Below are 24,900 nucleotides of genomic sequence, written 5' to 3'. Positions count from 1 at the left end.
GAATCGTTAACCGTACGAACAATCCAGCGGAACGGGACAACGACGTGGCGGAAGCCTTCTACACCCCAGATCCGGCGAACCCGAATCGGTTCGTCTCGACCGAACTGACCCGCGGTCCGTGGTCACCGGACGCCCAGCACGCCGGACCGCCCTCCGCGCTGCTCGGGTACGCGATCGAGCGTTGTGAGCCGCGGGCCGGATTCCAGGTCGGGCGGGTCGCGGTGGAGATTCTCGGCCCGGTTCCGCTGGAGCCGCTGACGGTGGCGACGCGGGTGGCCCGCCCCGGCCGCAGTGTGGAGCTGATCGAGGCGACCCTGTCCACCGATCGCGGACCGGTGCTGCGGGCGAATGCCTGGCGCTTCAAACTCGCTGAGCCGGAACTCGAACTGCCCGAGCAGTTCCTGCCGTCCGGCGCCCGGCCCGGTCCGGACCAGGGGGTGTCGTCGCCGTTCCCGTCGGACCAGTCGATCGGTTTTCACACCGGCATCGACTACCGCTTCGTCACCGGATCCTTCGGCGAACCCGGCCCGGCGATCTGCTGGATCCGGCTGAAGTATCCGATCGTCGCGGGTACCACCCCGAGCCCACTGGAACGCACACTCGCGGCGGCGGATTCAGGCAATGGCGTCAGCTCGGTACTGGATTGGTCCCGCTACCTGTTCATCAATACCGATCTCACGGTCACCCTGCACCGACAGCCGGCCGGCGAATGGGTCTGCCTGGATGCCGCGACCTACCCGCAACCGTACGGCGTCGGCCTGGCGGAGTCGGCGCTCTTCGACGAAAAGGGCCCGCTCGGCCGCAGCACTCAAACGTTGTTCCTGGGACCGCGCTAGCTCGGGTGCATCCTGCGCGGTCGAAGAGTGCGGCCCCGCGCGGACACTTGGTGTGCGCCGTCGGATCGGGTTGACCGGCCGACCGGATCAAAGCGGTGAGCGATCCGGACTTCGCAGGTTGGGACCGCCGGTCGGCCGGTTGCTGAGCAATCGCCGCATGTGAAACCATAAATGTGATTCGGTCGACCCGAGAACTCTGATGACTGGATACCCGGCAGCAAACCGCGCATCGCGGACACCGGGCCCGGCGACCGATACCACTCGCGCAATGGTTTCCGGTCCGGGTCTTGCTGGATTATGTGCCCTGCTCGGGCTGCTTCCGGTCGCGCCACTGCTGGCCGACGCGGGAAGGAGTCGACGATGTCGAATCCGATTCGCTTCCGGCTGACCCCGGACCAACTCGCCGCGGCCTTGGCCATCGCCGGGCTGGCGCCGGGGCCGCGGTCCGCGCTGCCGCCGCGGACCCCGCCGCACGACCCGGCGGCGGCGCTGCGAGACACCGGACTGCTCGAAGCTGACGACCGACTCTCCAGACCGGCGACGAACGCACTACGGATCGCCGCCGATCCCGCCCACACCACCGCGATCACCGCCAACCGCGCGGGGCAGGACACCTGGATGGCGGCGCTGCTACTGCGCGGGGACGAAGACGACACCTATGTCATGCAGGCCGGAACCGGCGACAACGGCTTCGACTTCGCCGTCGTGCCCACACTCGGCGAGGCCACCGTGCTCGTGGACGAACTGCTCGATCTCACCTCCTGCGGCCCCGGATCCGCGTCACCACCGATCGACCTCGATCTCATCGCGTTCGCCGCGCTGCTCGCCGCCGCCGACACGGCACAAGAGGCCCGTCTGGCCGCGGTCCTACGTCGAAACGTCGCGCCCGAACCGCTCGAACTGCGGGCGCTCGAGCTGGAGGAGCAACTCGCCAAGGGGCTGGCCAGCGGCGACACCCGTTGGGCCCTATCCGCCGCCAAGGGCGCCGTACCGGTATCGCTCGCCGCGGCGGCCGGTCGGATGACGGAGGGACTGGCCCGGCTGGCGTTGCTGGACCTGGTCCGACTGGAGGCGCTCGGTAGCTACCGATTCACCGATGCCGGGACCGCGGTGGCGCGGTCGTTCAGTCAGCTGGTGACGACCGGGAGCATTGCCGTATTGACCAGTGCGGCAACGAAACAGGACGCACTCGCCCATTTCACGGTATTCCGTTCGACGTTCACGACCCGGTTCGCATTCTGGCGCGAGCTGGCGGCACGCAACCCGCGTGCGGAATTGTTCGAGACCACAGCGCAAGTCGCGCTCCGTCTGGTGCGTGATGTGCTGGACCCTGTCGTGGTCAAGCCGTTCGCCGACACCATACCGGCATTCGACGCGTCTGCCGTACCCACGGAGGTCGTGCCGGAGCTGGTCGAGCGCGGCAGCGCACCGGCATGGCATCCGACCCACCAGGTGCCCGGCAACGGCATGCTCGCTTGGGCCACTCCCGACCCGACCCGGCCGCCCATCGCCCGCATCGACCCGCGCGTCGAACTCCAGATCCTCGAGTGGTCCGGGGACTGGGCGCATATCGCCTGCAACAACGGCTGGACCGCATGGATCGATGGGCGCGCCATCGAACCCCTCGCTGGCGCGTGGTACCCGACCCACCTGGTCCCCGAGGGCGGACTGGACGCATGGGCCGCGCCCGATCCGAGCCTCGACCCGATCACCAGCATCGCTGCCGGCGTCGAACTCCAGATCCTCGGCCGCGCCGGCGATTGGGCGCATATCGCCTGCGACAACGGCTGGACCGCATGGGTGGACGGCCGTGCGATCCAACCACTCACACTGCCCGACGCACCCTGAACATCCACCGACAACGGCCGCATCTGACGTCCCGATCACGAGCCGGTTCGCCGAAGTGATCGCCGACGCGGAGGGGTGTGCTGTCTCGTGCGGCACCAAGCTCGTCGGTGCGCGGACGAGTGCAGTTTCAGTCAGGTATCGCTTTTGGTGGCCGCACCCATGATCAGCGGTCGAACAATCGGGGGCATTCTCCGCCACGACGTTTCCTGTACGTCGTCGAGTTCCAGCCCACACGCCCGGATCAGCTCGAGGGTGGCACGGTTGCAGTGGCAGCCCTCCGCGAACCGGCGCCACGGCTCGGCGAGGCGGTCTTGCCATAAGGCAAGTCGCGGCGACTGGGAACGTACGTGCTCGATAAACAGCAACTGGCCGCGGGGACGCAACACGCGCTCGATCTCCCGCAACACCGGATCAGGGTCGTCGACGGTGCACAACACGAGCGTTGAGACGACCGTATCCACGGTTTCATCCGTGAACGGCAGTCGTTCCGCTGATGCGTCGAGCACACGCGCCCGGTGTCGACCGCGACGCAGCCTTCGCGTCAACCGCGTACGCATCGCGGCCTCCGGTTCGGTCAAGATCAGCTCGTCGAGGCCGTGCGGGTAGTACCCGAGGTTAAGACCGGTGCCGCTGCCGAGCTCGACAGTCCGTCCCCTTGCACGGCCGAGCAAATCACGCCGACGAGCGCCCATTCCCGCCCGCTCGCCCACCCACAGCAGCGGGTCATAGAGCGCCGCAAACGTGCGGGCCCACAGGTCCGAGCCCGCCACCGCTGCGGTCGGCACGGCGCCACTGCTCATGAACTCGACCTTACTCCGGGCAGGCGTCATTATGTCCGCACGGACACCGGCAGCGCCGTCCCCGCCAGACTGTGCACCGGACCTGAGCAACTCGCCCTTCGACCTCGCGACCGCGGTACCAACGTCCTGAGACACCACACCTAGGGCGCGGAGAAATTTGTTGGACGGCCCAGCAATTCCGCGCGCTGCGCCGAACTCATTGTCGCTGGTTACGCGGTTGCCAGCGCCACGCGAATTCGCCCACTTCCGGTGGTGGACCGGGCAATTCACCTTCACCAGAGAGCCCCGCGATCAGGATGGCCAGCACGCGCTGGCGCAGTTCGGCGGTTCGCGCCTGGTCTGGCATGGCGATGGCCGCGCATGATTCCAGGACGAGACCGAGGTCGTTGGCATTGACATCCGCACGTAGCCGACCGGAAGCGTGCGCCCGCCGCACCAGTTCCTCGGTGACCGCACCCGAATGCGTGATATCCGGGAGTATCGACTCATCCGGGGTGAAGGTGCCCGCCAGATGTACGGACAGCGAATGCACATCGGCGTCGACCACCCGTTCCAGGAATCCCACCAGACCGCGCCAGCCATCCGAATCCGCCAGCGCGGCATCGGCTTCGGCGTTATAGCGGCGTAGGCCCTCGTAACAGAGGGTGCGCAACAGCACCTCCTTGCTCGGATAGCGGCGGTAGAGGGCACTGATCCCCACTCCGGCCCGTTCGGCGACGGCGGCGATCGGCGCGTTGGCATCGGCCAGGAAGACCGCGCGGGCAGCTTCGAGGATGAGCCCGTCATTGCGTGCGGCCTGGGCCTTGCGACCGGGCAACCCCTTCTCAACTGGGGCGTTGGATGTCTTCGGCATGGATTCAGATTAGCACTTGAAACGGAATGATCCGTTCTGATACGGTTCAAACAGAACGAAGCATTCCGTTTCAAAAGGAGTAGAGATGACCGCCATCACCCCCTTCCGCATCGACATCCCGCAGGCTCAGCTCGACGATCTGGCCGACCGGCTGTCCCGGGCCATCTACCCGAATGAGTTGCCCGGCGTCGGCGACGGCTACGGGGTGCCGAACCAGCGGGTGCGGGGTCTGGCCACGTACTGGCTGGAACGCTTCGACTGGCGCGCGCTGGAGGCGAAGCTGAACTCCTACCCGCAGTTCACCACCGAGATCGACGGCGAGAATATTCATTTCCTGCACATCAGGTCCGCTCGGCCGGATGCGCTGCCGGTGGTCCTCACCCACGGCTGGCCGGGTTCGGTGCTCGAATACCTCGATGTCATCGCGCCGCTGACCGAGCCGGAATCGGCCGATGAGCCCGCCTTCCATCTGGTCATCCCGTCGCTGCCGGGATTCGGGTTCTCCGGGCCGACCCACAGCACCGGATGGGGCACCGTCCGCACCGCCGCGGCCTGGGCGGAGCTGATGAGCCGACTCGGCTACGAGCGCTATGGCGCCATCGGCAACGACGGTGGCTCGATGGTCTCACCGGAGATCGGGCGGCTGGATTCCGATCACGTCGTCGGAGTGCATGTGACGCAGCTGTTTTCGTTCCCATCCGGTGATCCATCGGAGTTCGAGGGGCTGTCCGAGGACGATATGGCGGCGCTGCGGCATCTGCAGTGGTTCCACGAGAACAAGATGGCCTTCAACACCTTGGCTAGCCAGCAGCCGCAGACGCTGGCGTTCGCGCTGGCCGATTCGCCGATCGGATTGCTCGGCTGGAATGCGCAGTTGTTCGGCGAGAGCCTCGACGAGGAGTTCGTGATCGGCAATGTGGCCATCTACTGGCTGACCGGTACTGCCGGGTCGTCGCTGCGGTTCTACTACGAGAATGCGCACACCGCGCAGCAGCCGAGCGGACCGACCACGGTGCCGACCGGATTGGCGATGTTCAAGGGTGATTTCCAGTCGATCCGCCGGTTCGCCGAGCGCGATCACAGCAATATCGTCAGCTGGAATTCCTACGACGCCGGCTCCGCAGAAGGCGGCCCGAACGATGCGGCCGGACACTACGCCGCACATGAGGCACCGCAGCTGATCGTCGCCGATATCCGGCAGTTCTTCGCCAAGCTCGGCTGAGTTGCACGCTGCGCAAGGGCTCGCATCCTTTCTCCGGACGCGGGCCCTTGCGCTTTCCGGCGTAGACCCCCTCGTATGGTTTCGAGACGCATGGCCATGGTTCGTCTCGTTCTCTGTTGATGTACTGGATTCACCAACAGCTCAACAGCTTTCAACACCCCGCGGTGCGAGCGTCAGGCCCGGAGACGGCAGCCTGCGTAACCACGTAGGGCTCGGGAGCACCGCACATTCAACACAAGGAGAACATCATGCGCATCGCAGTCTTCGGAGCCACCAGCACCGTCGGTCGGCTGGTCGTCGAGCAGGCACTCGAGCAGGGGCACGAGGTCACCGCCTTCACGCGCAATGCGGCGAGTGTGCAGCAGCGACACGAGCGGCTGCACGTCGTCGAGGGCAATGTGCTCGATACGCATTCGGTGGAGCGGGCCGTGGCCGGGCAGGACGCGGTGCTGATCTCGCTGGGTGCGGGCCGCAAGGGCGTCGTCCGGGCCGAAGGCACCCGCGCGGTGCTCGAGGCGATGGACCGGACCGGCGTCAAGCGCCTGATCTGCCAGACCACTCTCGGCGTCGGCGACAGCCGCGGCAATCTGAACTTCCTGTGGAAGTACGTCATGTTCGAAATGCTGCTGCGCGAGGCCTACGCCGACCACGAAAAGCAGGAAGAATACGTACGCGGCAGCAACCTCGACTGGACCATCGTCCGCCCGAGCGCCTTCACCGACGGCCCACGCACCGACGCCTACCGCCACGGCTTTCGGGCCGACACCAAGGGCCTATCCCTCAAAATCGCGCGCGCCGATATCGCCGCCTTCATGCTCACGCAACTCACCGACCCCACCTACACCCACCTGGCCCCCGGCATCTCCAACTAGTGATCGAGCATGTATTGGCGGCGGGTCCTCGCGGCGATTGGCCCGCATGGTTTCAGTTCAGTGCTGATGGAGAGCGCCCCAGGTGGGGAATGGGTCCGGATAGGTGGCCCAGGCGCTGCGGCCCGCGTTGAATTCGTCCTCGGTGAGCAGGGCGGCGTCGAGGAGTGCGCGGATGTGGGCGGTATCGAGTTCGATGCCGATGAAGACGATTTCTTGGCCCGCGGGAACTTCCAGGGCGGCCCACCAGGCGGCGGGTTCGAAGGTGAGGTTCGGACCGGCTTGCGACCAGATTGCGGCGAGGTCGGGGCGGGTGGCGAGCCAGCAGAAGCCTTTGCTGCGCAACATGCCTCGAAGTTGGGCCAGGGCTTCGGCGAGGCGTTCGGGATGGAAGGGACGATCGGCGGTGTAGGTGAGGCTGCGGATGCCGTATTCCTCGGTTTCCGGAGTGTGGCCGCCCGCGAGTTCCTCGTCCCAGCCCTCGGATTCGGCGGCGACGACGGGGTTGTAACGACCGGTCGCGAGGACTTCCGCGAGATCTACCGCTCCTTTCTCGGTGCGCAACACATGGGCGCGTGGATTGAGCCGTCGCACAGTGGCTTCCACGGTTCCGACGGCATTGGCGCTGACCAAGTCGGTCTTGTTTATCAGCACGACATCGGCGAATTCGACCTGATCGACAAGCAAGTCGGCGATGGTACGCGTATCACCTTCGCCCGCCTCGAGATTCCGCTCGGCGAGCGCTTGCCCGCGAGCGATCTCGGCGAGGAAGGTGGAGGCGTCCACCACGGTGACCATGGTGTCCAGGCGAGCGATATCGCCGAGTTTGAAGCCGTCGTCGAATTCCCAGTCGAAGGTCGCGGCGACCGGCATCGGTTCGGAGATTCCGGTGGATTCGATGACCAACTGATCGAAGCGGCCCGCCCGCGCGAGTTTGCCGACCGCCTCGATCAAATCCTCGCGCAGCGTGCAGCAGATGCAGCCATTGGTCAGTTCGACCAGCTTCTCCTCGGTGCGGTCGAGGTGCCCCTGCCCGGCGACGAGCGCGGCATCGATATTGACCTCGCTCATGTCATTGACGATCACCGCGACGCGGCGACCGTCCCGATTGGCCAGGATGTGGTTGAGCAGGGTCGTCTTGCCCGCGCCGAGGAAGCCGGAGAGCACGGTGACGGGCAGCAGGTCAGAGGTCGATGAAGTGGTCACGCTTTAATGATAATGGTTTTCATTTAGAACTAAGCAATCGGGCAGATCGGAATCCGGCCCTCTTCGGTCGGGTCCATGCTGGGTAGGGTCTGTTTTGTGAAATTCCTGCCGCTTGTGCCCGATGGGCAGACCCCGGTTCGCGTCCTCACTATCGCCGGGACCGACTCCGGCGGCGGCGCGGGCATTCAGGCCGATTCGCGGACCATGGCGCTGTGCGGGGTGCACGCGTGTGTGGCGGTGGCCGCGGTGACGGTACAGAATTCGGTCGGGGTGAGCGGGTTCCATGAGATTCCGCCACAGGTCGTGGCCGATCAGGTGCGCGCGGTGGTCGGGGATATCGGGGTCGGGGCGGCCAAGACCGGAATGTTGGCCTCGACGGCGATCATCGAGTCGGTCGCGGCGGTGTGCCAGGAGGTGGGGATCGGGCGGGATCGGACGCCATTGGTGGTCGATCCGGTGGCGGCATCCATGCACGGCGATCCGCTGCTGCACGAGGAGGCACTGGATGCGGTGCGGCATACGCTGATTCCGCTGGCCACAGTGGTGACACCGAATCTGGACGAGGTGCGGCTGATCACCGGGATCGAGGTCATCGATGATGCCTCGGCGCGGCGGGCGGCGGAGGCGCTGCACAAGTTCGGGGCGCAATGGGCGATCGTCAAGGGCGGGCACCTGCGCTCCTCGGCGGTCAGTACCGATCTGCTCTTCGATGGCGATCGATTCCTGGAGTTCACCGCGCCGCGGATCACCACCGGCAATGACCACGGCGGTGGTGACACATTCGCCGCGGCTATCGCGTGCGCGCTCGCCAACGGGTACTCGGTGCCGGATGCGGTCGAGTTCGCCAAGGATTGGACCTACCGCAGTTTGGTCGCGTCATATGATCTCGGCGCAGGTCACGGGCCTGTTTCTCCGCTCTGGCGGCTCTCCCGTTCTTGATCGCCGGGGCCATCGGGTTCGGGTGCCGAAACTTGTCGGTGGGTGGGTACATACTTAGGGCATCGCAGACACCGTCGGCCTCGATGATGCGGTTGACGAGAACATAGTGGTTCGAAGTGGCTGCGGAAGCCGACCGCCCAGGGCGCGCCCGCGGTCGGCACCACCGGTGGTGCACATCAGTCGTTGGAGAACGCGCGGTGCAGCGGTAGCTCCGCGTGGAAGCGGATGCCGTTCAGCCGCGCATTGGCATCGGCCAGTGCGGAGATGATCTCGGCCAGGTAGGCGACGAACTTCTCGATCGGCATGGCGGGTACCTGTAACCGGTTCGCGCCGAGCCACCAGTCGGTGGCCGAGGCCACCGCGCCGAATACCGAATAGTTGACGAGTTCAACGCTGGCTACCTCGACGGACTCGTCGGCGAGCAGTCCGGTGAACAGATCCGCGGCCCGCTTGGCCGATTGCCGAGCCGATTGCAGCGCCCGCTCGGATTCATCGGTCCGCCGGGTGAAGTGGCTGTGCAGCATGAACCGGAAAACATTGGGATGCTCGGACACCACGAGCACATACGCGGCCGCACCCCGCCGAATCAATTCCCGCGCCGAATCATTCGTCATATCGGCACTGGAAACGATCCGCTCCCACAGCATGTCGCCAACCCGGTCGACAATCGCGTTGTACAGATCCGTCTTGTCCTCGAAGTGCCGGTAAAGTTTCGGCTTGGCCGCCCCGGCTTCCTTCGCGATATCCCCCATACTCACCTCGGGCCCGAACTTGTCCAGCGCCCGAAACGCCGCATCCACGAACTGCCCCCGCACCTTCACCCGATGCTCCCGCCACCGCTCTGTCCGAGCATCGACCCGCTTGGGCGCCCCCGCATCGACTCCCCGCCCGCTCCGCATCACGAATCCGACCGTACCAACCCCGGCACCGACCTCGGTCGGAACCGAAACCGAGGCACGCGGGCTTTTGCTGAACCGGCAAGAAAATTGGCGTTGTCGTGGACCCGCGCACATCATGCGAACAGGGTCGATGGACCGAGATACGCGATTTCGATGGGAGAGCGACGCATGAGTGAGGGCACCGCCACCGGCAACACCCAGGAGTTCTGGGAGGGGTTTTATCAGGATCGGGATCAGGTATGGACCGGGAATCCCAATCCATTGCTCGTGCGTGAGGCCGCGGGGCTCGAGCCGGGGACCGCATTGGACCTCGGGTGTGGTGAGGGTGCGGATGCTGTGTGGCTTGCCGGGCGCGGCTGGCGGGTCACCGCGGTCGATGTATCCGTGACAGCGCTGCGGCGCGCGGCGGCGCATGCCGACGAGGCGGGCCTCGGGGAGCACATCACGTTTGCCGAACATGATCTGGCGCAATCGTTTCCGGAGGGGATGTTCGATCTGGTTTCGGCGCAGTTCTTTCATTCGCCGGTGGCGCAGGAGCAGGAGCGGGCGAAGGTGCTGCGGCGGGCCGCGGAGGCGGTGCAGAGCGGCGGGGTTTTGTTGATTGCGGGGCATGCGGGGTGGCCGTCATTTGTCGAACATCGCCATGACGTGCACTTTCCGACAATGGATGAAGTGCTGGCGGACCTGGCTCTCGGGGCGGACTGGAGCGTCGAGACCAGGGATGCGGTCGAGCGGGAAGTCACGTGGCCGGAGGGACAGGTGGGGCTGCGTACCGATACCGTATTGCGGATTCGTCGCGTGCGATAGGCGCGGCCCCCAGGAACCTCACAGCTAGGGCCCAGCCAGGGTCCAGCGCGGTTGGCGAGGGTGGTCACCATGACCGAATCGACGACCGCCGCGCACCGGGCGGAAATGACCGAAACGGCGATCACGCCCGTGCTGGACGTCGTGATCCCCGTCTACAACGAAGAGGCCGACCTGGGCGTCTGCGTGCGGCGGCTGCGTGCGTACCTGCGCGACGGGTTCCCGTTCCCGGCGCGGATCACCGTTGCCGACAATGCGAGCACCGATGACACCATGCAGGTCGCGCAGCTGCTCGCGAACGAACTCGATGACGTGCGGGTGGTGCATCTCGACGCCAAAGGCCGCGGCCGCGCACTGCGTGCGGCGTGGGAGCGCTCCGACGCCCAGGTCGTCGCCTACATGGATGTGGATCTGTCCACCGACCTGAATGCGTTGCTGCCCTTGGTAGCGCCGCTGATCTCCGGCCACTCGGATCTGGCCATCGGCACCCGACTCGACGCGGCATCGAGGGTGGTGCGCGGACCCAAGCGCGAACTCATCTCGCGCTGCTACAACCTGATCCTGAAAGCCTCACTGCAGGCCCATTTTTCGGATGCGCAGTGCGGTTTCAAGGCAATGCGCACCGAGGTGGCGCAGCGGCTGCTGCCGCTGGTCGAGGACGGTGAATGGTTCTTCGATACCGAACTCCTGGTGCTCGCCGAGCACGCCGGGCTGCGCATCCACGAGGTGCCGGTCGACTGGATCGACGATCCGGACAGCCGGGTCGACATTATCGATACCGCGCGCAAGGACCTGCTGGGCGTATGGCGACTGCTGCGCGGACTGACGACCGGTGCGCTGGCTTTGGATGAGCTGCGCCGCTCGGTCGGACGTGAACCACTGGTGCCCGGTGTGCCACTGGGGATGGTCGGACAGGTGGTGCGGTTCGCGATAGTCGGCGTTTTCTCCACACTCGCCTACATGCTGTTGTATCTGGTGTTGCAGCCCATGACCGGTTCGCAGGTCGCGAACTTCGCCGCGCTGCTGATCACCGCGATCGGCAATACCGCCGCCAACCGTGCCTTCACCTTCGGGGTGCGCGGATCGAATGGCGTTGTGTCACACCAATTCCAAGGTCTGCTGATATTCGGCTTCGGCTTATCGGTCACCAGCGGCTCGTTGTTCGCCTTGCACCGATGGGCTCCCGACGCCGCGGTTCATCTGGAATTGTTCGTACTCGTGGTTGCCAATCTCATTGCCACGCTGATCCGATTCGTCGGCCTGCGCTGGGTCTTCCGGAATCCGAGGGCCACCCACACCCCGCTGGTCTGCGAGGGCGGACAGCAGTGACGGTCACACTCACACCACCGTCAACAGCGGTACGACCACAACCACGCCCCGCGCGCGAGATCCGTTGGGAATACCCGGCCTTGGCCGTCCTACTGCTCGGCACCGGAATTGCCTACCTGTGCAACCTCAGTGCCAGCGGGTGGGCGAATTCCTTCTATTCCGCGGCGGTACAGGCGGGTTCGAAATCCTGGGCGGCCTTCTTCTTCGGTTCCTCGGATGCGGGCAACTCGATCACCGTCGACAAGCCACCGGCCTCGCTGTGGTTGATGGAATTGTCGGTGCGGATGTTCGGACTGAATTCCTGGAGCATTCTCGTTCCGGAGGTGCTGCTCGGCGTCGCGTCCGTGGCACTGATGTGGGCGACGGTGCGCAGGCCCTTCGGCCCGGCGGCCGGACTCATCGCCGGACTGGTACTCGCGGTGACTCCTGTTGCCGCGCTGATGTTCCGGTTCAACAACCCGGATGCGCTGCTGGTCTTCCTCATGATCGCGGCGACCTGGGCGATGACCAGGGCGGTCGAGGATGGGCGCACCCGCTGGCTGGTGCTCACCGGTGTCTGCATCGGATTCGGCTTCCTCACCAAGCAATTGCAGGTACTGCTGGTGGTGCCCGCACTGGCACTGACCTATCTGTTCGCCGGGCCGCCCGCACTCGGCAAGCGGATCCCGCAGTTGCTCGCCGCGGGCTTGTCGATGATCGCCACGGCTGGCTGGTGGCTGGTCACGGTGGAACTGTGGCCTGCCTCGTCGCGGCCGTGGATCGGTGGGTCGCAACATAATTCGATCGTCGAACTCACATTGGGCTACAACGGGCTCGGCCGATTGAACGGCAACGAACACGGCAGCGTCACCCCCGGCGGCGATATGCCGCCCGGCGGTCGCGGCGACATGTGGGGCAGTACCGGGATCACCCGGATGTTCGAACCGGCACAGGGCGGTCAGATCGCTTGGCTGATCCCCGCCGCTTTGGTCGCCTTGGTCGTCGGAATTCTGTTGCGCGGCAAGGCTGCTCGCACCGATCGGCGGCGCGCGGCGCTGATCCTGTGGGGTGGCTGGCTGCTGGTGACCGGGCTGACTTTCAGCTTCATGGCAGGCATCTTCCACCAGTACTACACGGTGGCGCTGGCTCCCGCGGTCGCCGCGTTGGTCGGGATCGGCGCGGTTGCGCTGTGGCGGGATCGGCATCGGCTGTGGGTCCGGTTGTGCACCGGGCTGGCCGTCGGCCTGACCACCGCGACGGCGTGGATGCTGTTGTCGCGCAGCTCGAGCTTCGTGCCGTGGTTGCGCTGGTCGGTATTGGTGGTCGGAGTGCTCGCGACCATCGCGGTGCTGCTCCCCGCACCGCGCAAGCTGGCGCTGGTCGCGGCATTCGCGGCCGCATTCACCGGATTGGCCGGGCCCGTCGCGTATTCCGCGCAAACCATTTCGACCGGTCATGAGGGCGGGATCGTGTCGGCCGGACCTAATGTCGGGAAATTCGGGATGTTCGGACCTCCCCCTGGGGGCGAGGGCGGCTTCGGCGTTCCCGGCGGCGGTATATCCGGTGCGCGAAATGCCGACGGTCGCAATGGCGCCGGATCCGATGGCATGGGGGGTAGACAACCCGGCGAAACCGATAGGCAAGCCACCATCGAGGCCGGAGACAGTCCGATGATGGGCGGGCCCGCCGGTGGTCTGCTCGGCGCGAGCAGGCCGAGCGCGAAGGTTATCGCGATGTTGGAAAGCAATGGGGCCGAATACACCTGGGCCGCCGCGGCCATCGGCTCCAACAGTGCCGCCGGATTCCAGCTGGCCACCGAACTGCCGGTCATGCCGATCGGCGGCTTCAACGGCAGCGATCCCTCGCCGACGTTGGATCAGTTCGAACAGTATGTCGCCGATGGAAAGATCCACTACTTCATCGGCAATGGCAACCGCGGCGGTGCGGATGGCGGTAGCGGTTTCGGCCGCTCCGGCACCAGCAGCGAGATCAGCAAGTGGGTGCAAGAGCACTTCAGGGCAACCGAAGTAGACGGCATCACCCTCTACGACCTGACTGCCGCCCACTGATCCACCTGCGATTCGCCCGGTGCGCACGTACCGGGCGAATCGCGTTGTGGTTCAGGCGTACGTGGCTGCGACCAACGCGGCGAACGCCGGCCCCGGCCAGCTCGGCGTGCCATCCGGGAGCAGCCCACACGCCGTTCGGAACCGTTCCTCGAGATCCCTTACCTGCTTCCTCGAAATCCTCTTGATGTGGCATTCATTCGAAACCCTTTCGCGCACCGCGAACTCCGGGAATGATGGTCCAGCGCGGGACGACTCCGGCCGGGGTCGACCATCAGGTCAAGTGCCAACTGTCGAACCATCAGGAAAACCGTGAGAAGCATTTCGAGATTCGTCCTAACCGTCATCGGCGCGCTCGTCGCGATCGCGCTCACCGTCGGCTTCGCCTCGACCGCATCGGCGACGCCGGGCGGATCGCCGGACCCGACCGCGCCGGTCGCGACCGAGCCGATCGCAGCCGCAGCCGAACCGACCCCGCAGGCCACCCCCATCAGCGGATGCCCGCTGCCGCCCGGCGACACCATCGAGGTCAGGACGCTGGTCGGCGGACTGCTCGGCGCGGCCATCGGTGGCATTGCGGGCCTGCCCATTTTCTTGGCCGGCGCGATTCCGGGATTGGTCATCGGCGGACTCCTCGGCGTCCTCGTCGGTTCCACCTCCTACGCGGTCGATGAAGGACACCTCCAGCAGCAAGGCTTGTGCTAGTCACGAAAGCCAGTGCCCGGCAACGTGTTAGCGTGCTGGACGACGATCCGGTCATCGTGCTGCACCGTGAGACCGGCACCGGCTATGCCATGCGCATGACCGGCATCGGCGACAACTTCCAATTGCACACCCTGCTCGCCGATGCCCTCATCGGCGGCGGACACATTCCAGGTGCGGCACCGGCGGCGGAGGCGGTCGCCATGTGCCGCGATATGCCCGGCATGGCGCACACCACCGGATCGTTCAATCTGGTCGCGCCGGACGGCAGCTGGATCTGGAACGAGGGCACGCCTTCCGATATTCCGGTCGTCGACGGCACCCGCCTGCTGGTGCTGGATCCGCCGCCGTACCCACGCACCTGGCCAGCGGGACGCTTCGTCCCGAATATGGTCGGCGACCTGACGCTGGAGCGGGTGCTCACCGCAGCGGAAACGGCCGCCTGGTTCCAGCATGTGTCACCGGCCAAGGGGCCGACCGAGGAGTAGCGGCTCGACCCGGCGGGATGCGCCCCAGCGGCGTCAGGACCGTGGGCTGTGCAATGCGGTGTGCAGTGTTGCCGCCCATTGCGAGACGATCTGTTTGCGGCGCGCGGAGTCATCGGTCAGGACATCGGCCAGCCCGAGCCCGCGCGCCATATCGAGTGTGGCCTGAACGAGGTGATGGGCGACCGGATCACCGTCGTCCACCCCCAGCGCCTCCACCGCCCGCCGATGCGATATGCGCCCGAATTTGGCCTCCAGCGGCACAATTCGCTCCCGGAGCGCCGGATCGGCCGCCGCATGCGTCCACACCTGCAGCGCCGCCTTGAACAGCGGGCTGGTGTAGGACTCGACCAGCCCGGCCACCACCGCCTCGGTCCGCTCGACCCCCTCGGCCAGCGCGGACACCGCCTTCGCCTCACCCTTGGCCTGCTGTGTGCGGCTGTCGAACATGTACTCGAGTGCGGCGGTGATCAGGTCTTCCCTGGTCGGGAAGTGATGCTGGGCCGCACCCCGCGATACCCCGGCCCGTTCCGCGACAACCGAGACCGTGGCGGCTGCCCAGCCCGTTTCGGCCAGGCAGTCGATGGTCGCCTCGAGCAGACGCTGCCGGGTGGCCCGGCTGCGGTCCTGCTTGGGTTCGTGGGGAGTCACCATCGGTTCACTCCGAACAGGCTCGCGGCCATGGCGGCTTCGGTCGTCGGCGTTGTCACGGCGCTATTCTGCCCAGGTCGGTGGACGGCGCTGCAAGAAGGCCAACATGCCCTCCTGTACCTCCGGGGTGCCGAAGAAGCTCGCGGAACGCTTCGCCAGTTCCTCGGCGGAGCTGTCGAATTCCGCTAGGATGCCCGCATTGACCAGTCGCTTGGCCTCGGCCAGGCCCTGCGGGGAACCCTTGCGCAGTTCGGCGCACAGCCGAGCCACCTCGGCCACCGGGTCGGCGGCGGTGATGGTGACCAAGCCGATCTGCTCGGCGATATCCGCACCGAATTTCTCGCCGGTGAGGTAGTAGCGGCTGGCCGCGCGCGAGCTGAGCCGCGGCAGCAGGGTCAGCGAAATCATGAAGGGCGCCAAGCCGATTCGCACCTCGGTGAGTGCGAAACTGCTGCCGGGACCGGCCACCACGATGTCGCAGGCCGCGACGATGCCCATACCGCCGGCGCGCACATTGCCATCGATCCGGGCAATGATCGGCTTGGGTGTTGCGATGAGCCGGCGCAGTACGCCGATCATCACGCGGGTGCGCTCGTCGGCGGCCGCCGCCGGGTCGGTAGTGCTGGCCTCGGACAGGTCCGCGCCCGCACAGAAGGTATTGCCGGTGTGCGCGAGCACAATACCGCGGACGGCGGGATCGGCCGCGGCATTGTCGAGGCCCTCGAGCAACTCGGCGACCAACCGCGACGACAGTGCGTTGCGGTTGTGTGGCGAGTCGAGCGTGAGCGTCGCGAATCCATTGCTGACCTCGTAACGCACATATGGTGCGGTGGGTATCTCGGTCATCGACCCTCCTATAGCGGCATCCGGGTGTCAGTAGGACTTCGGCAAGCCCAGCGAGTACTGGGCGACGAAATTCAGGATCATCTCCCGGCTGACCGGCGCGATGCGGCCGATGCGGGCCGCGGCGAGCATCGCGGCCAGGCCGTACTCCTTGGTGAGTCCCGCGCCGCCGTGGGTCTGGATGGCCTGATCGAGTGCCTTGATACTGGCTTCCGCCGCAGCGTATTTCGCCATATTCGCGGCCTCGGCGGCAGCCATCTCATCGCCAGCGTCGTAGCAGGTCGCGGCCTTCTGCATCATCAACTTGGCCAGCTCGACCTCGACCTTCACCGCGGCGAGCGGATGCGAAATGCCCTGGTGCGCACCGATCGGCGTCTTCCACACCGTGCGTTGCTTGGCGTATTCGACGGCACGGTCGATGGCGTAGCGTCCCATGCCGACGGCCATGGCCGCGCCCATGATGCGCTCCGGGTTGAGGCCGGCGAACAGCTGCATCAGCGCGGCGTCTTCCTTGCCGACCAAGGCATCCGACGGCAGGCGCACGTCATCGAGGAACAGCGTGAACTGGTGGTCCGGCTCGATAATGTCCATCTCCTGCGGCGTCTTGATGAAGCCGGGGGCATCGGTGGGCACGATGAACAGCGCGGGCTTGAGCTTGCCGGTCTTGTGGTCCTCGGTACGCGAGACGATGAGCACGGCCTCGGCCTGGTCCACGCCGGAGATGAAGATCTTGCGGCCGTTGAGGATCCAGTCGTCACCGTCGCGCCGCGCAGTCGTGGTGATCTGGTGCGAGTTCGAACCGGCGTCGGGTTCGGTAATGCCGAATACCATCTTGGCGGTGCCGTCGGAGAGTTTGGGCAGCCACTGCTGCTTCTGCTCATCGGTGCCGTATTTGGTGATGATGGTGCCGCAGATGGCCGGTGAGACCACCATCAGCAGCAGTCCCGCGCCCTGCGCGGACAGCTCCTCCATGACCAGCGCGAGCTCGTACATGCCCGCGCCACCGCCGCCGTACTCCTCCGGCAGATTCACGCCGAGAAAGCCGAGTTTGCCTGCCTCATCCCATAATTCGGTGAGCGGTTCGTTCTTGCGCGCCTTCGGCAGCACGTAATCGCGGAAGCTGTACTTGGCGGCGAGCGCGGCGACCGCCGCCCGTAGTGCCTTCTGCTCTTCGGTTTCGATGAAACTCATCAGTTCTCCTGGGATTCGGTGGGATCGACGACGGCGAGCACGGTGCCGACATCGACCTGTTGGCCGACGGTGACATTGAGGGCGCTGAGCACGCCCGCGGCGGGCGCGGAGATGGTGTGCTCCATCTTCATGGCCTCCAGCCACAGAATCGGCTGACCCTGTTCGACGGCGCTGCCGACCTCGGCGCCGATGCGAATCACGCTGCCCGGCATGGGCGCGAGTAGGGAACCGTGTGCGACCTGATCGGCCGGATCGCTGAAGCGCGGCAGTCTGCGCACCGATACCGGTCCGAGCGGGGAGTCCACGCAGACCAGCTCGCCGTAGCGGGCGATATCGAATTGCCTACGCACCGGTCCGCGTTCACCAGGAACCGCGAGGACCACGCGTTCGGGACCCGCTTGCACCAATTCCAGGCCATTGTGGCCATCCACCGCGACGCCGGTGCGGGTGAAGCGGTAACCGATGTCATGTGTTCCGCTGATGCGACTTTCGTACGACTTGCGCTGCGATTGCGACGGCAGATTCCGCCAGCCCGCGGGCAGCCCGCCGCCGACCCTGGCCGCCTTCCGATTCGCCGCGGCGTCCGCGAGCGCGGCGGCGACGATGGACAGTGCCTCATCGCTTTCGGACACCAAAGGTGCGGAGAGCGAGTCCAATCCGTGCGTTTCGAAGAATGCGGTATCGGTGTCTCCGGCCAAGAACGCCGGGTGGCGCAGCACCCGCACCAGTAGATCGCGGTTGGTCACCAGGCCGTGAATCTTGGTCCGCTGCAATGCCGTTGCCAATAGCCGCGCCGCTTCGCCACGGGTCGCGGCATAAGAGATGACCTTCGCGAGCATCGGGTCGTAGTGCACACCGACAACCGAACCGTTCACCACACCGGTATCCAGGCGTATGCCCGGCCGGTCGAGAACGTCGAATTCGGTCACCGCCGAAGGGATATCGAGCCGATGGACCGTCCCGCTCTGCGGCTGCCAATCGTGTGCCGGGTCCTCGGCATACAGCCGCACCTCGATCGAATGCCCACGCAGCGGCGGCGGTGCGGCGGCCAATTCGCCGCCGGCCGCGACCTCCAGCTGAGTCCGCACCAGATCCAGTCCGGTGGTGCATTCGGTGACCGGATGTTCCACCTGTAGCCGGGTATTCATCTCCAGGAAGAAGAACTCGCCCGCCTCGTCGGCCAGGAATTCCACGGTCCCGGCACCGGTGTAGCCGATCGCACCGGCCGCCAGCCTGGCCGCCTCGAACAGCCGCTCGCGCATGCTCGGTCCATCGGCCATGCCCGCGTGCGCGCGCATGGCGTCGACCCGTTCGACCAGCGGTGACGGCGCCTCCTCGATCACCTTCTGGTGGCGGCGCTGAATGGAGCATTCCCGCTCGCCGACCGCCCAGATGGTGCCGTGGGCATCGGCCATGACCTGGACCTCGATATGTCTGCCGGTCTCCAGGTACCGCTCGCAGAACACCGTCGGATCGCCGAATGCCGATTCGGCCTCCCGGCGCGCGGCGGCGATCTGCGGTTCCAGGTCGGCGAGTTCGCGCACCACACGCATACCACGCCCACCACCACCGGCGGAGGCTTTGATCAGCACCGGCAGCTGTGCCGCGGTGACCTCGGCGGGATCGAGTTCGGCGAGCACCGGGACTCCGGCCGCATCCATCATCTTCTTGGACGCGACCTTCGAACCCATCTGCTCGATGGCCTCGACCGGCGGGCCGACCCACACCAGTCCGGCCGCCAGCACGGCGCGCGCGAATTCCGCATTCTCGGAAAGGAATCCGTAACCGGGATGAATGGCGTCAGCACCGGTGGCCAGGGCCGCCTCGATGATCAGCTCGCCGCGCAGATAGGTCTCTGCCGGAGTATTGCCCGGAAGACGTACCGCTGCATCGGCTTCGGCGACATGCGGTGCCGCGGCATCCGCATCGGAGTAGACCGCGACCGTGCCGATCCCCATGCGACGGCAGGTGGCGAATACCCGACGAGCGATCTCACCCCGATTGGCAACCAGAACAGTAGCGAAGGTCATGAAAGCCTCACATCCGGAAGACGCCGAAGCCATCGGCGCCCTTGACTGGGGCATTGTGAATGGCCGACAACGCCATTCCCAATACCGTGCGGGTATCACGGGGATCGATCACGCCGTCGTCGTACAACCGCCCCGACATGAACATGGGCAGCGATTCGGCCTCGATCTGCGCCTCCACCATGGCGCGCATTCCGGCGTCGGCCTCCTCGTCGAAGGGCAGGCCCCTGGCCTCCGCGGCCGCCCGGCCCACGATCGAGATCACCCCGGCCAGCTGGGCACCGCCCATGACAGCGGATTTCGCACTGGGCCAAGCGAAGACGAAGCGCGGGTCGTAGGCGCGACCGCACATGCCGTAATGGCCCGCACCGTAGGACGCGCCCATCAGCAGCGAAATATGTGGCACCTTCGAGTTGGATACCGCGTTGATCATCATCGCGCCGTGCTTGATGATGCCCTTCTGTTCGAACTCCTTGCCGACCATGTAGCCGGTGGTGTTGTGCAGGAACAGCAGTGGCGTATTCGACTGGTTCGCCAGCTGGATGAACTGGGTCGCCTTCTGCGATTCCTCCGAGAACAGCACGCCCCGCGCATTGGCGAGAATCCCGACCGGATAACCGTGCAATTCCGCCCAGCCGGTCACCAGACTGCTGCCGTAGAGCGGTTTGAATTCGTCGAAATCGGAACCGTCGACCACGCGCGCGATCACCTCGCGCGGATCGAACGGGATCTTCAGATCCGACGGGACGATGCCGAGCAGATCTTCCTGGTCGTAGCGCGGTTCGATGACCTCGGCGCGCGGTGCCGGCCCCTGCTTCTTCCAGTTCAGCCGCTTGATAATGGAGCGACCGATGCGGATCGCGTCCTGCTCATCGACCGCCAGGTAATCGGCCAGACCCGAGACGCGCGCGTGCATATCCGCGCCACCGAGCGATTCGTCATCGGATTCCTCACCCGTCGCCATCTTGACCAGCGGCGGTCCGCCGAGGAATACCTTGGAGCGCTCCTTGATCATCACCGTGTAATCGGACATGCCGGGGACATAGGCGCCACCCGCAGTGGAATTGCCGAAAACCAACGCGATGGTTGGGATTCCAGCTGCCGATGCCCTGGTGAGATCGCGGAACATTCGTCCGCCGGGGACGAAGACTTCCTTCTGCGTCGGCAGATCGGCGCCGCCGGATTCGACGAGTCCGATTACCGGCAGCCGGTTCTGCATGACGATGTCGTTCATGCGCAGGTTCTTGCGCAACGTCCACGGATTCGAGGTGCCGCCGCGCACCGTGGGATCCGGTGCGACGATCATGCATTCGACGCCTTCGACGATGCCGATACCGCACACCACGCTCGCACCGACGTGGAAGTCGCTGCCCCACGCGGCAAGTGGGCACAGCTCCAGGAATGGCGAATCCTCGTCGATGAGCAGTTCGATGCGCTCGCGCGCGGTCAACTTGCCACGCTTGCGATGCCGGGCCAGCTTATCCGGGCCTCCACCCGCGATGGCCTTGGCGAATTCGGCCTCCACCTCGGCGAGTTTGCTGGTCATGGCCTCGACCGCGGCCGTGTACTCCGGCGACGCGGTGTCGAGTGTAGTGCGTAGTGTCGTCAAGACTGGTACCCCAATCGTTTCGCCGCCAGTCCGGTCAGAATTTCCGTAGTGCCACCGCCGATGCCGAGAATGCGGATATCGCGATACTGCCGCTCGACCTCGGATTCGCGCATATAACCGAGCCCGCCGAACAGCTGCACGGCCTGATTTGCCACCCATTCGCCCGCCTCCACGGCGGTGTTCTTGGCGAAGCACACCTCGGCGATCAAATCGGTTTCGCCTTCGGCGCTGCGCTGCGCCACATTTCGGGTATAAACGCGGGCCACATCGATGCGGCGGGCCATTTCGGTCACCGTGTTCTGCACGGCCTGCCTGCTGATCAGCGGGCGGCCGAAGGTCTCTCGGTTGCGCACCCAGTCCAGGGTCAGGTCCAGACAGCGCTGAGCCTGTGAATACGCCTGCGCCGCAAGGGCGACCCGCTCGCTGACGAACGCACCGGCGATCTGAGAGAAACCGGAATTCTCCGGGCCGACCAAATTCTCTACCGGCACCCGCACATCCACATAGGACAGTTCGGCGGTATCGGAGGCCAACCAACCCATCTTGTCGAGCTTGCGGCTGACCGTGAAGCCCGGCGTGCCCTTCTCCACCACCAGCAGCGAAATCCCGCCGGAGCCCGGACTACCGGTGCGCACGGCGGTCACCACGAAATCGGCGCGCACACCCGAGGTGATGTAGGTCTTGGCGCCATTGACGATGTAATGGTCGCCATCACGGCGCGCGGTGGTGGTGAGGTGGCCGACATCAGAGCCGCCACCTGGTTCGGTAATGGCGAGTGAGCCGATCTTCTCCCCGGCCAGGGTCGGGCGTGCGAAGCGCTCGATCAGATCTTCATTGTTCGAGGCGATAATGTGCGGCAGCGCGATACCGCAGGTGAACAGCGAGGCGAACAGGCCGCCGGAGCAACCGGCCTGATGCATCTCCTCGCAGACGATCATGGCGTCGATACCGTCACCGCCGGAACCGCCCGCGGATTCCGGGAATTGGATGCCGAGCAGGCCGAGCGCTCCGGCCTTCTTGTGCAGTTCACGCGGGATCTCGCCGTCACGCTCCCAGTCATCGAGGTACGGGAGCACGTCGCGCTCGGCGAAACGCCTTACGGTGGCGCGCAATTCGCGCCTTTCCGGCGTATTCCACGGACTCATAGCAACTCCAATGGGATATCAACATGACGCGAGCGCAGCCATTCGCCGAGCCCCTTGGCCTGCGGATCGAAGCGGGCCTGATAAGCCACTCCCTGTCCGAGCAGCCCCTCGATAATGAAGTTCACGGCACGCAGATTCGGTAGCACATGCCGGGTGACTGTCAGCGCCGCGACCTCGGGCAGCAGTTCCTCGAGGCGCTGCACCGTCAGCGTATGCACTAGCCAGCGCCATTGCTCGTCGGTGCGCACCCACACCCCGATATTGGCATTGCCCCCCTTGTCGCCGCTGCGGGCCAGCGCGATCGTGCCCAGTGGTGCTCGGCGAGTTTCGTCGGCAGGCAGTGGCTCCGGCAGTTCCGGTTCGGCCACCTCCGCCAATTCCAGCGTGTCCGACGCGGGTGCGATATCGACGCGCGTGCCCTGCGGCAGCACCGCAGCATGCGGCACCTCGGCGGCATCGACGAATCCGGGTGTATACACGCCGTACGGCGAACCATTGCCGGGCAGGCCGGTGAAGTTGGTACCCGGGTAACTGGCCAAGGCCAGCTCGACCGCGACATTGGCGAAGGCGCGGCCGACCTTGTTCGGATCCGGATCGCGCACCACGCAGCGCAGCAAAGCGCTTGCCTGCTCCTCGGTTTCGGCATCCGGCCGGTCGAGTCGTGCCAGGGTCCAGGTCAGCTCCGCGGGTCGCACGGGCAGCCAGGACTCCAGCTGTCGTTGTGCCAGTGCGGCTTTCGCCTCGATATCGAGTCCGGTGAGCACGAACTCCATCTCATTGCGGAAACCGCCGAGGGTATTGAGCGACACCTTGAGCTGCGGCGGCGGTGCTTCGCCGGTCACACCGCTGATCAGCACCCGATCGGGACCTTCCGGACTCAGCTCGATGCTGTCCAGCCGCGTGGTGACATCCGGCCCCGCGTAGCGCGCCCCCTGGATTTCGTACATCAGCTGTGCCGCAACGGTATCCACCGTGACCGCACCGCCGGTGCCCGAATGCTTCGTAATGACACTGCTGCCGTCTCTGCGCACTTCGGCGATGGGAAAGCCGGGCCGTCCCAGATCGGCCAGCTCAGTGAAGAACGCGAAATTACCGCCGGTGGCCTGCGTACTGCACTCGATCACATGTCCGGCCACGACCGCACCGGCCAGCTGATCGTAATCGGTTCGCCCCCAACCGAAATGGGCGGCGGCCGGGCCGACGATCACCGAAGCGTCGGTGACCCGACCCGTGACCACGATATCCGCGCCGGCATTCAAACATTCGACGATGCCCCAGGCACCGAGATAAGCATTGGCGGTCAGCGGCGCCCCGAGGCCGAGTTCGCCGGCCCGGCTCAGCAAGTCGTCACCCTCGACATGCGCGACCTTGGCATCGAGCCCGAGATCCGCCGCAACCTTGCGCAGCTTCTCCGCGAGCCCGGCCGGGTTGAGTCCGCCCGCATTGGTGACGATCTGCACATTGCGTTCCAGCGCCAGCCCGAGGCAGTCCTCGATCTGCCGGACGAAAGTCTTGGCATAGCCGAGGCTGGGGTCCTTCATCCGGTCGCGACCGAGGATCAGCATGGTCAACTCGGCAAGATAGTCCCCGGTGAGCACATCGAGCTGCCCACCCTCGAGCATCTCCCGCATGGCGCTGAGCCGATCACCGTAGAACCCGGAACAGTTGCCGATCCGGATCAGCTCCGGATCGGCGGCCAGCAAACTCATCAGCTGGAAGGCCCTCCTGTGCGGCGAACCGTCCCGATGCCGCCGCATGCGCCATCGGTGGAGTCCGCGTTCCGAGGTCCAGCATCACACCCGATCCAGAAAAAAGCAAGCACGCGTGATTGTTAATTGCACAGACACCGCCATTACCAGGCAACAACCACTGAGCGAGTCTCACGAGCGACGTTCGCGGCCCGTCTCGCGTCCGAGTCGTCTAACCGCATGCGACGAAGTCGCAAGTCTCGACGGCGCCGCCAGCGACTGCTTGCAGGCGACTGCTTGCAGGTCGCGCGAAAGGGTCAGCCGCGAAACAACAGGGGGCCGCGAACCCGCCGCGCCGCAGGCGCGGCAAATCAGATACAGCAGAATGACTGAATGTCGTCCGTCATCCTGTTCGCGCTGGCCGGATTCCTCCTGGGCGGTGCCTACTCCACCTGGAAGACCGCCCGCCCACTCGCCATCGCCCTCGTCGTGCTCGCCGTACTCGCCGCCGCGGGCGCGGTCGCCTGGTTGATGTAGGACCTCACCACCCCCGCAACCACCACGGAGCGAGTCTCACGAACGAGGAGTTCGCGGCCCGTCTCGCGTCCGTGCCGTCGAAGCGCACGCGACAAGACTCGAGTGCCGACACCCATACCTCACGTGCCGAACAACCCGCCACCAGCGACCACCACAGAACGAGTCTTACGAGCGACCATTCGCGGCCCGTCTCATGGCCAAGTCATCGAAGCGCACGCGACTGACAAGACTCGAGTGCCGACACGCGTACATCAGGTGCCGAACAACCCGCCATCCGCGACCACAACGGAGCGAGTCTTACGAGCGACCGTTCGCGGCCCGTCTCGCGTCCGAGTCGTCGAAGCGCATGCGACGAAGTCGCGAGTCTCGACG

General features: G+C 65.8%; 22 protein-coding genes. 11 read left to right on the top strand and 11 right to left on the bottom strand.

What is annotated here, in order from left to right; all coding sequences use genetic code 11:
• The first annotated feature begins 44 nt into the window (after positions 1 to 44).
• Together AB0J29_RS26160 and AB0J29_RS26155 are read left to right on the top strand one after the other, a co-directional pair.
• Positions 45 to 836, top strand: coding sequence for a thioesterase family protein (locus AB0J29_RS26160; protein WP_364791508.1), 792 nt, complete (start codon positions 45 to 47; stop codon positions 834 to 836).
• A gap of 360 nt (positions 837 to 1,196) precedes the next feature.
• Positions 1,197 to 2,684: an SH3 domain-containing protein gene (locus AB0J29_RS26155; RefSeq protein WP_364791505.1), complete on the top strand. Its 1,488-nt coding sequence runs from the start codon at positions 1,197 to 1,199 to the stop codon at positions 2,682 to 2,684.
• Positions 2,685 to 2,815: 131 nt separating this feature from the next.
• Here the strand turns inward: AB0J29_RS26155 and AB0J29_RS26150 are convergent, their stop codons facing one another.
• Positions 2,816 to 3,484, bottom strand: coding sequence for a class I SAM-dependent methyltransferase (locus AB0J29_RS26150; RefSeq protein ID WP_364791502.1), 669 nt, complete (start codon positions 3,482 to 3,484; stop codon positions 2,816 to 2,818).
• A 196-nt stretch (positions 3,485 to 3,680) separates the two neighbouring features.
• Positions 3,681 to 4,337, bottom strand: coding sequence for a TetR/AcrR family transcriptional regulator (locus tag AB0J29_RS26145; RefSeq protein WP_364791499.1), 657 nt, complete (start codon positions 4,335 to 4,337; stop codon positions 3,681 to 3,683).
• Positions 4,338 to 4,422: 85 nt separating this feature from the next.
• Here AB0J29_RS26145 and AB0J29_RS26140 point away from each other — a divergent pair, with 85 nt between their 5' ends.
• Both AB0J29_RS26140 and AB0J29_RS26135 read left to right on the top strand, forming a co-directional pair.
• Positions 4,423 to 5,559 (top strand): epoxide hydrolase family protein, encoded by a 1,137-nt coding sequence (locus AB0J29_RS26140; RefSeq protein ID WP_364791496.1) that lies wholly within the window; start codon positions 4,423 to 4,425, stop codon positions 5,557 to 5,559.
• A 248-nt stretch (positions 5,560 to 5,807) separates the two neighbouring features.
• On the top strand, positions 5,808 to 6,431 hold the full coding sequence (locus AB0J29_RS26135; RefSeq protein WP_364791493.1) for an SDR family oxidoreductase: 624 nt from the start codon (positions 5,808 to 5,810) through the stop codon (positions 6,429 to 6,431).
• Between the two features lie 57 nt (positions 6,432 to 6,488).
• Here AB0J29_RS26135 and AB0J29_RS26130 read toward each other — a convergent pair whose 3' ends face one another.
• The gene (locus AB0J29_RS26130) at positions 6,489 to 7,634 is read right to left on the bottom strand and encodes a GTP-binding protein (RefSeq protein ID WP_364791490.1); all 1,146 of its coding nucleotides are present in this window, start codon (positions 7,632 to 7,634) and stop codon (positions 6,489 to 6,491) included.
• Positions 7,635 to 7,730: 96 nt separating this feature from the next.
• On the opposite strand from AB0J29_RS26130, the gene thiD reads away from it, so the two are divergent.
• Entirely contained in the window at positions 7,731 to 8,573 is an 843-nt protein-coding gene (gene thiD / locus AB0J29_RS26125; RefSeq protein ID WP_364791487.1) for a bifunctional hydroxymethylpyrimidine kinase/phosphomethylpyrimidine kinase, read from the top strand.
• 176 nt (positions 8,574 to 8,749) lie between these two features.
• Here thiD and AB0J29_RS26120 read toward each other — a convergent pair whose 3' ends face one another.
• On the bottom strand, positions 8,750 to 9,472 hold the full coding sequence (locus tag AB0J29_RS26120; protein ID WP_364791680.1) for a TetR/AcrR family transcriptional regulator: 723 nt from the start codon (positions 9,470 to 9,472) through the stop codon (positions 8,750 to 8,752).
• A gap of 168 nt (positions 9,473 to 9,640) precedes the next feature.
• On the opposite strand from AB0J29_RS26120, the gene AB0J29_RS26115 reads away from it, so the two are divergent.
• From AB0J29_RS26115 to AB0J29_RS26095, 5 genes are all read left to right on the top strand, one after another.
• Entirely contained in the window at positions 9,641 to 10,279 is a 639-nt protein-coding gene (locus AB0J29_RS26115; RefSeq protein ID WP_364791484.1) for a class I SAM-dependent methyltransferase, read from the top strand.
• Positions 10,280 to 10,348: 69 nt separating this feature from the next.
• The gene (locus tag AB0J29_RS26110; RefSeq protein ID WP_364791481.1) at positions 10,349 to 11,605 is read left to right on the top strand and encodes a bifunctional glycosyltransferase family 2/GtrA family protein; all 1,257 of its coding nucleotides are present in this window, start codon (positions 10,349 to 10,351) and stop codon (positions 11,603 to 11,605) included.
• Positions 11,602 to 13,653 (top strand): glycosyltransferase family 39 protein, encoded by a 2,052-nt coding sequence (locus AB0J29_RS26105; protein WP_364791478.1) that lies wholly within the window; start codon positions 11,602 to 11,604, stop codon positions 13,651 to 13,653. Before AB0J29_RS26110 ends, AB0J29_RS26105 begins: the two co-directional genes overlap by 4 nt.
• 309 nt (positions 13,654 to 13,962) lie before the next feature.
• Complete coding sequence (locus AB0J29_RS26100; RefSeq protein ID WP_364791475.1) at positions 13,963 to 14,355, top strand: hypothetical protein; 393 nt, start codon at positions 13,963 to 13,965, stop codon at positions 14,353 to 14,355.
• Between the two features lie 32 nt (positions 14,356 to 14,387).
• A complete protein-coding gene (locus tag AB0J29_RS26095) occupies positions 14,388 to 14,840 on the top strand; it encodes a hypothetical protein (RefSeq protein ID WP_364791472.1) in 453 nt (150 codons plus the stop codon).
• 33 nt (positions 14,841 to 14,873) lie between these two features.
• Here AB0J29_RS26095 and AB0J29_RS26090 read toward each other — a convergent pair whose 3' ends face one another.
• From AB0J29_RS26090 to AB0J29_RS26060, 7 genes are read right to left on the bottom strand one after another with little or no spacing between them, the layout of a single operon-like run.
• Entirely contained in the window at positions 14,874 to 15,491 is a 618-nt protein-coding gene (locus AB0J29_RS26090; RefSeq protein WP_364791469.1) for a TetR/AcrR family transcriptional regulator, read from the bottom strand.
• Between the two features lie 60 nt (positions 15,492 to 15,551).
• Positions 15,552 to 16,334 carry an enoyl-CoA hydratase family protein gene (locus AB0J29_RS26085; protein ID WP_364791465.1) on the bottom strand — a complete coding sequence of 261 codons (783 nt, stop codon included), beginning with the start codon at positions 16,332 to 16,334 and terminating at the stop codon, positions 15,552 to 15,554.
• Positions 16,335 to 16,361: 27 nt separating this feature from the next.
• Positions 16,362 to 17,522: an acyl-CoA dehydrogenase family protein gene (locus tag AB0J29_RS26080; RefSeq protein WP_364791462.1), complete on the bottom strand. Its 1,161-nt coding sequence runs from the start codon at positions 17,520 to 17,522 to the stop codon at positions 16,362 to 16,364.
• On the bottom strand, positions 17,522 to 19,552 hold the full coding sequence (locus AB0J29_RS26075) for a biotin carboxylase N-terminal domain-containing protein (RefSeq protein WP_364791459.1): 2,031 nt from the start codon (positions 19,550 to 19,552) through the stop codon (positions 17,522 to 17,524). The genes AB0J29_RS26080 and AB0J29_RS26075 overlap by 1 nt, the downstream gene beginning before the upstream one ends.
• Before the next feature lie 7 nt (positions 19,553 to 19,559).
• A complete protein-coding gene (locus AB0J29_RS26070) occupies positions 19,560 to 21,158 on the bottom strand; it encodes a carboxyl transferase domain-containing protein (RefSeq protein WP_364791456.1) in 1,599 nt (532 codons plus the stop codon).
• Positions 21,155 to 22,303: an acyl-CoA dehydrogenase family protein gene (locus AB0J29_RS26065; RefSeq protein ID WP_364791453.1), complete on the bottom strand. Its 1,149-nt coding sequence runs from the start codon at positions 22,301 to 22,303 to the stop codon at positions 21,155 to 21,157. The genes AB0J29_RS26070 and AB0J29_RS26065 overlap by 4 nt, the downstream gene beginning before the upstream one ends.
• Positions 22,300 to 24,012: an acyclic terpene utilization AtuA family protein gene (locus tag AB0J29_RS26060; protein ID WP_364791450.1), complete on the bottom strand. Its 1,713-nt coding sequence runs from the start codon at positions 24,010 to 24,012 to the stop codon at positions 22,300 to 22,302. Before AB0J29_RS26060 ends, AB0J29_RS26065 begins: the two co-directional genes overlap by 4 nt.
• Positions 24,013 to 24,384: 372 nt before the next feature.
• On the opposite strand from AB0J29_RS26060, the gene AB0J29_RS26055 reads away from it, so the two are divergent.
• Positions 24,385 to 24,528 (top strand): hypothetical protein, encoded by a 144-nt coding sequence (locus tag AB0J29_RS26055; protein WP_169338115.1) that lies wholly within the window; start codon positions 24,385 to 24,387, stop codon positions 24,526 to 24,528.
• The last annotated feature ends 372 nt before the right edge of the window (positions 24,529 to 24,900 follow it).

Origin of the sequence: Nocardia sp. NPDC049707, from assembly GCF_040674855.1 — a bacterium.
In the GTDB taxonomy this organism is placed as follows: Bacteria; Actinomycetota; Actinomycetes; order Mycobacteriales; family Mycobacteriaceae; genus Nocardia.
Note: the sequence above shows the minus strand (reverse complement) of the source record. Positions and strands in the feature narration are given on the sequence as shown.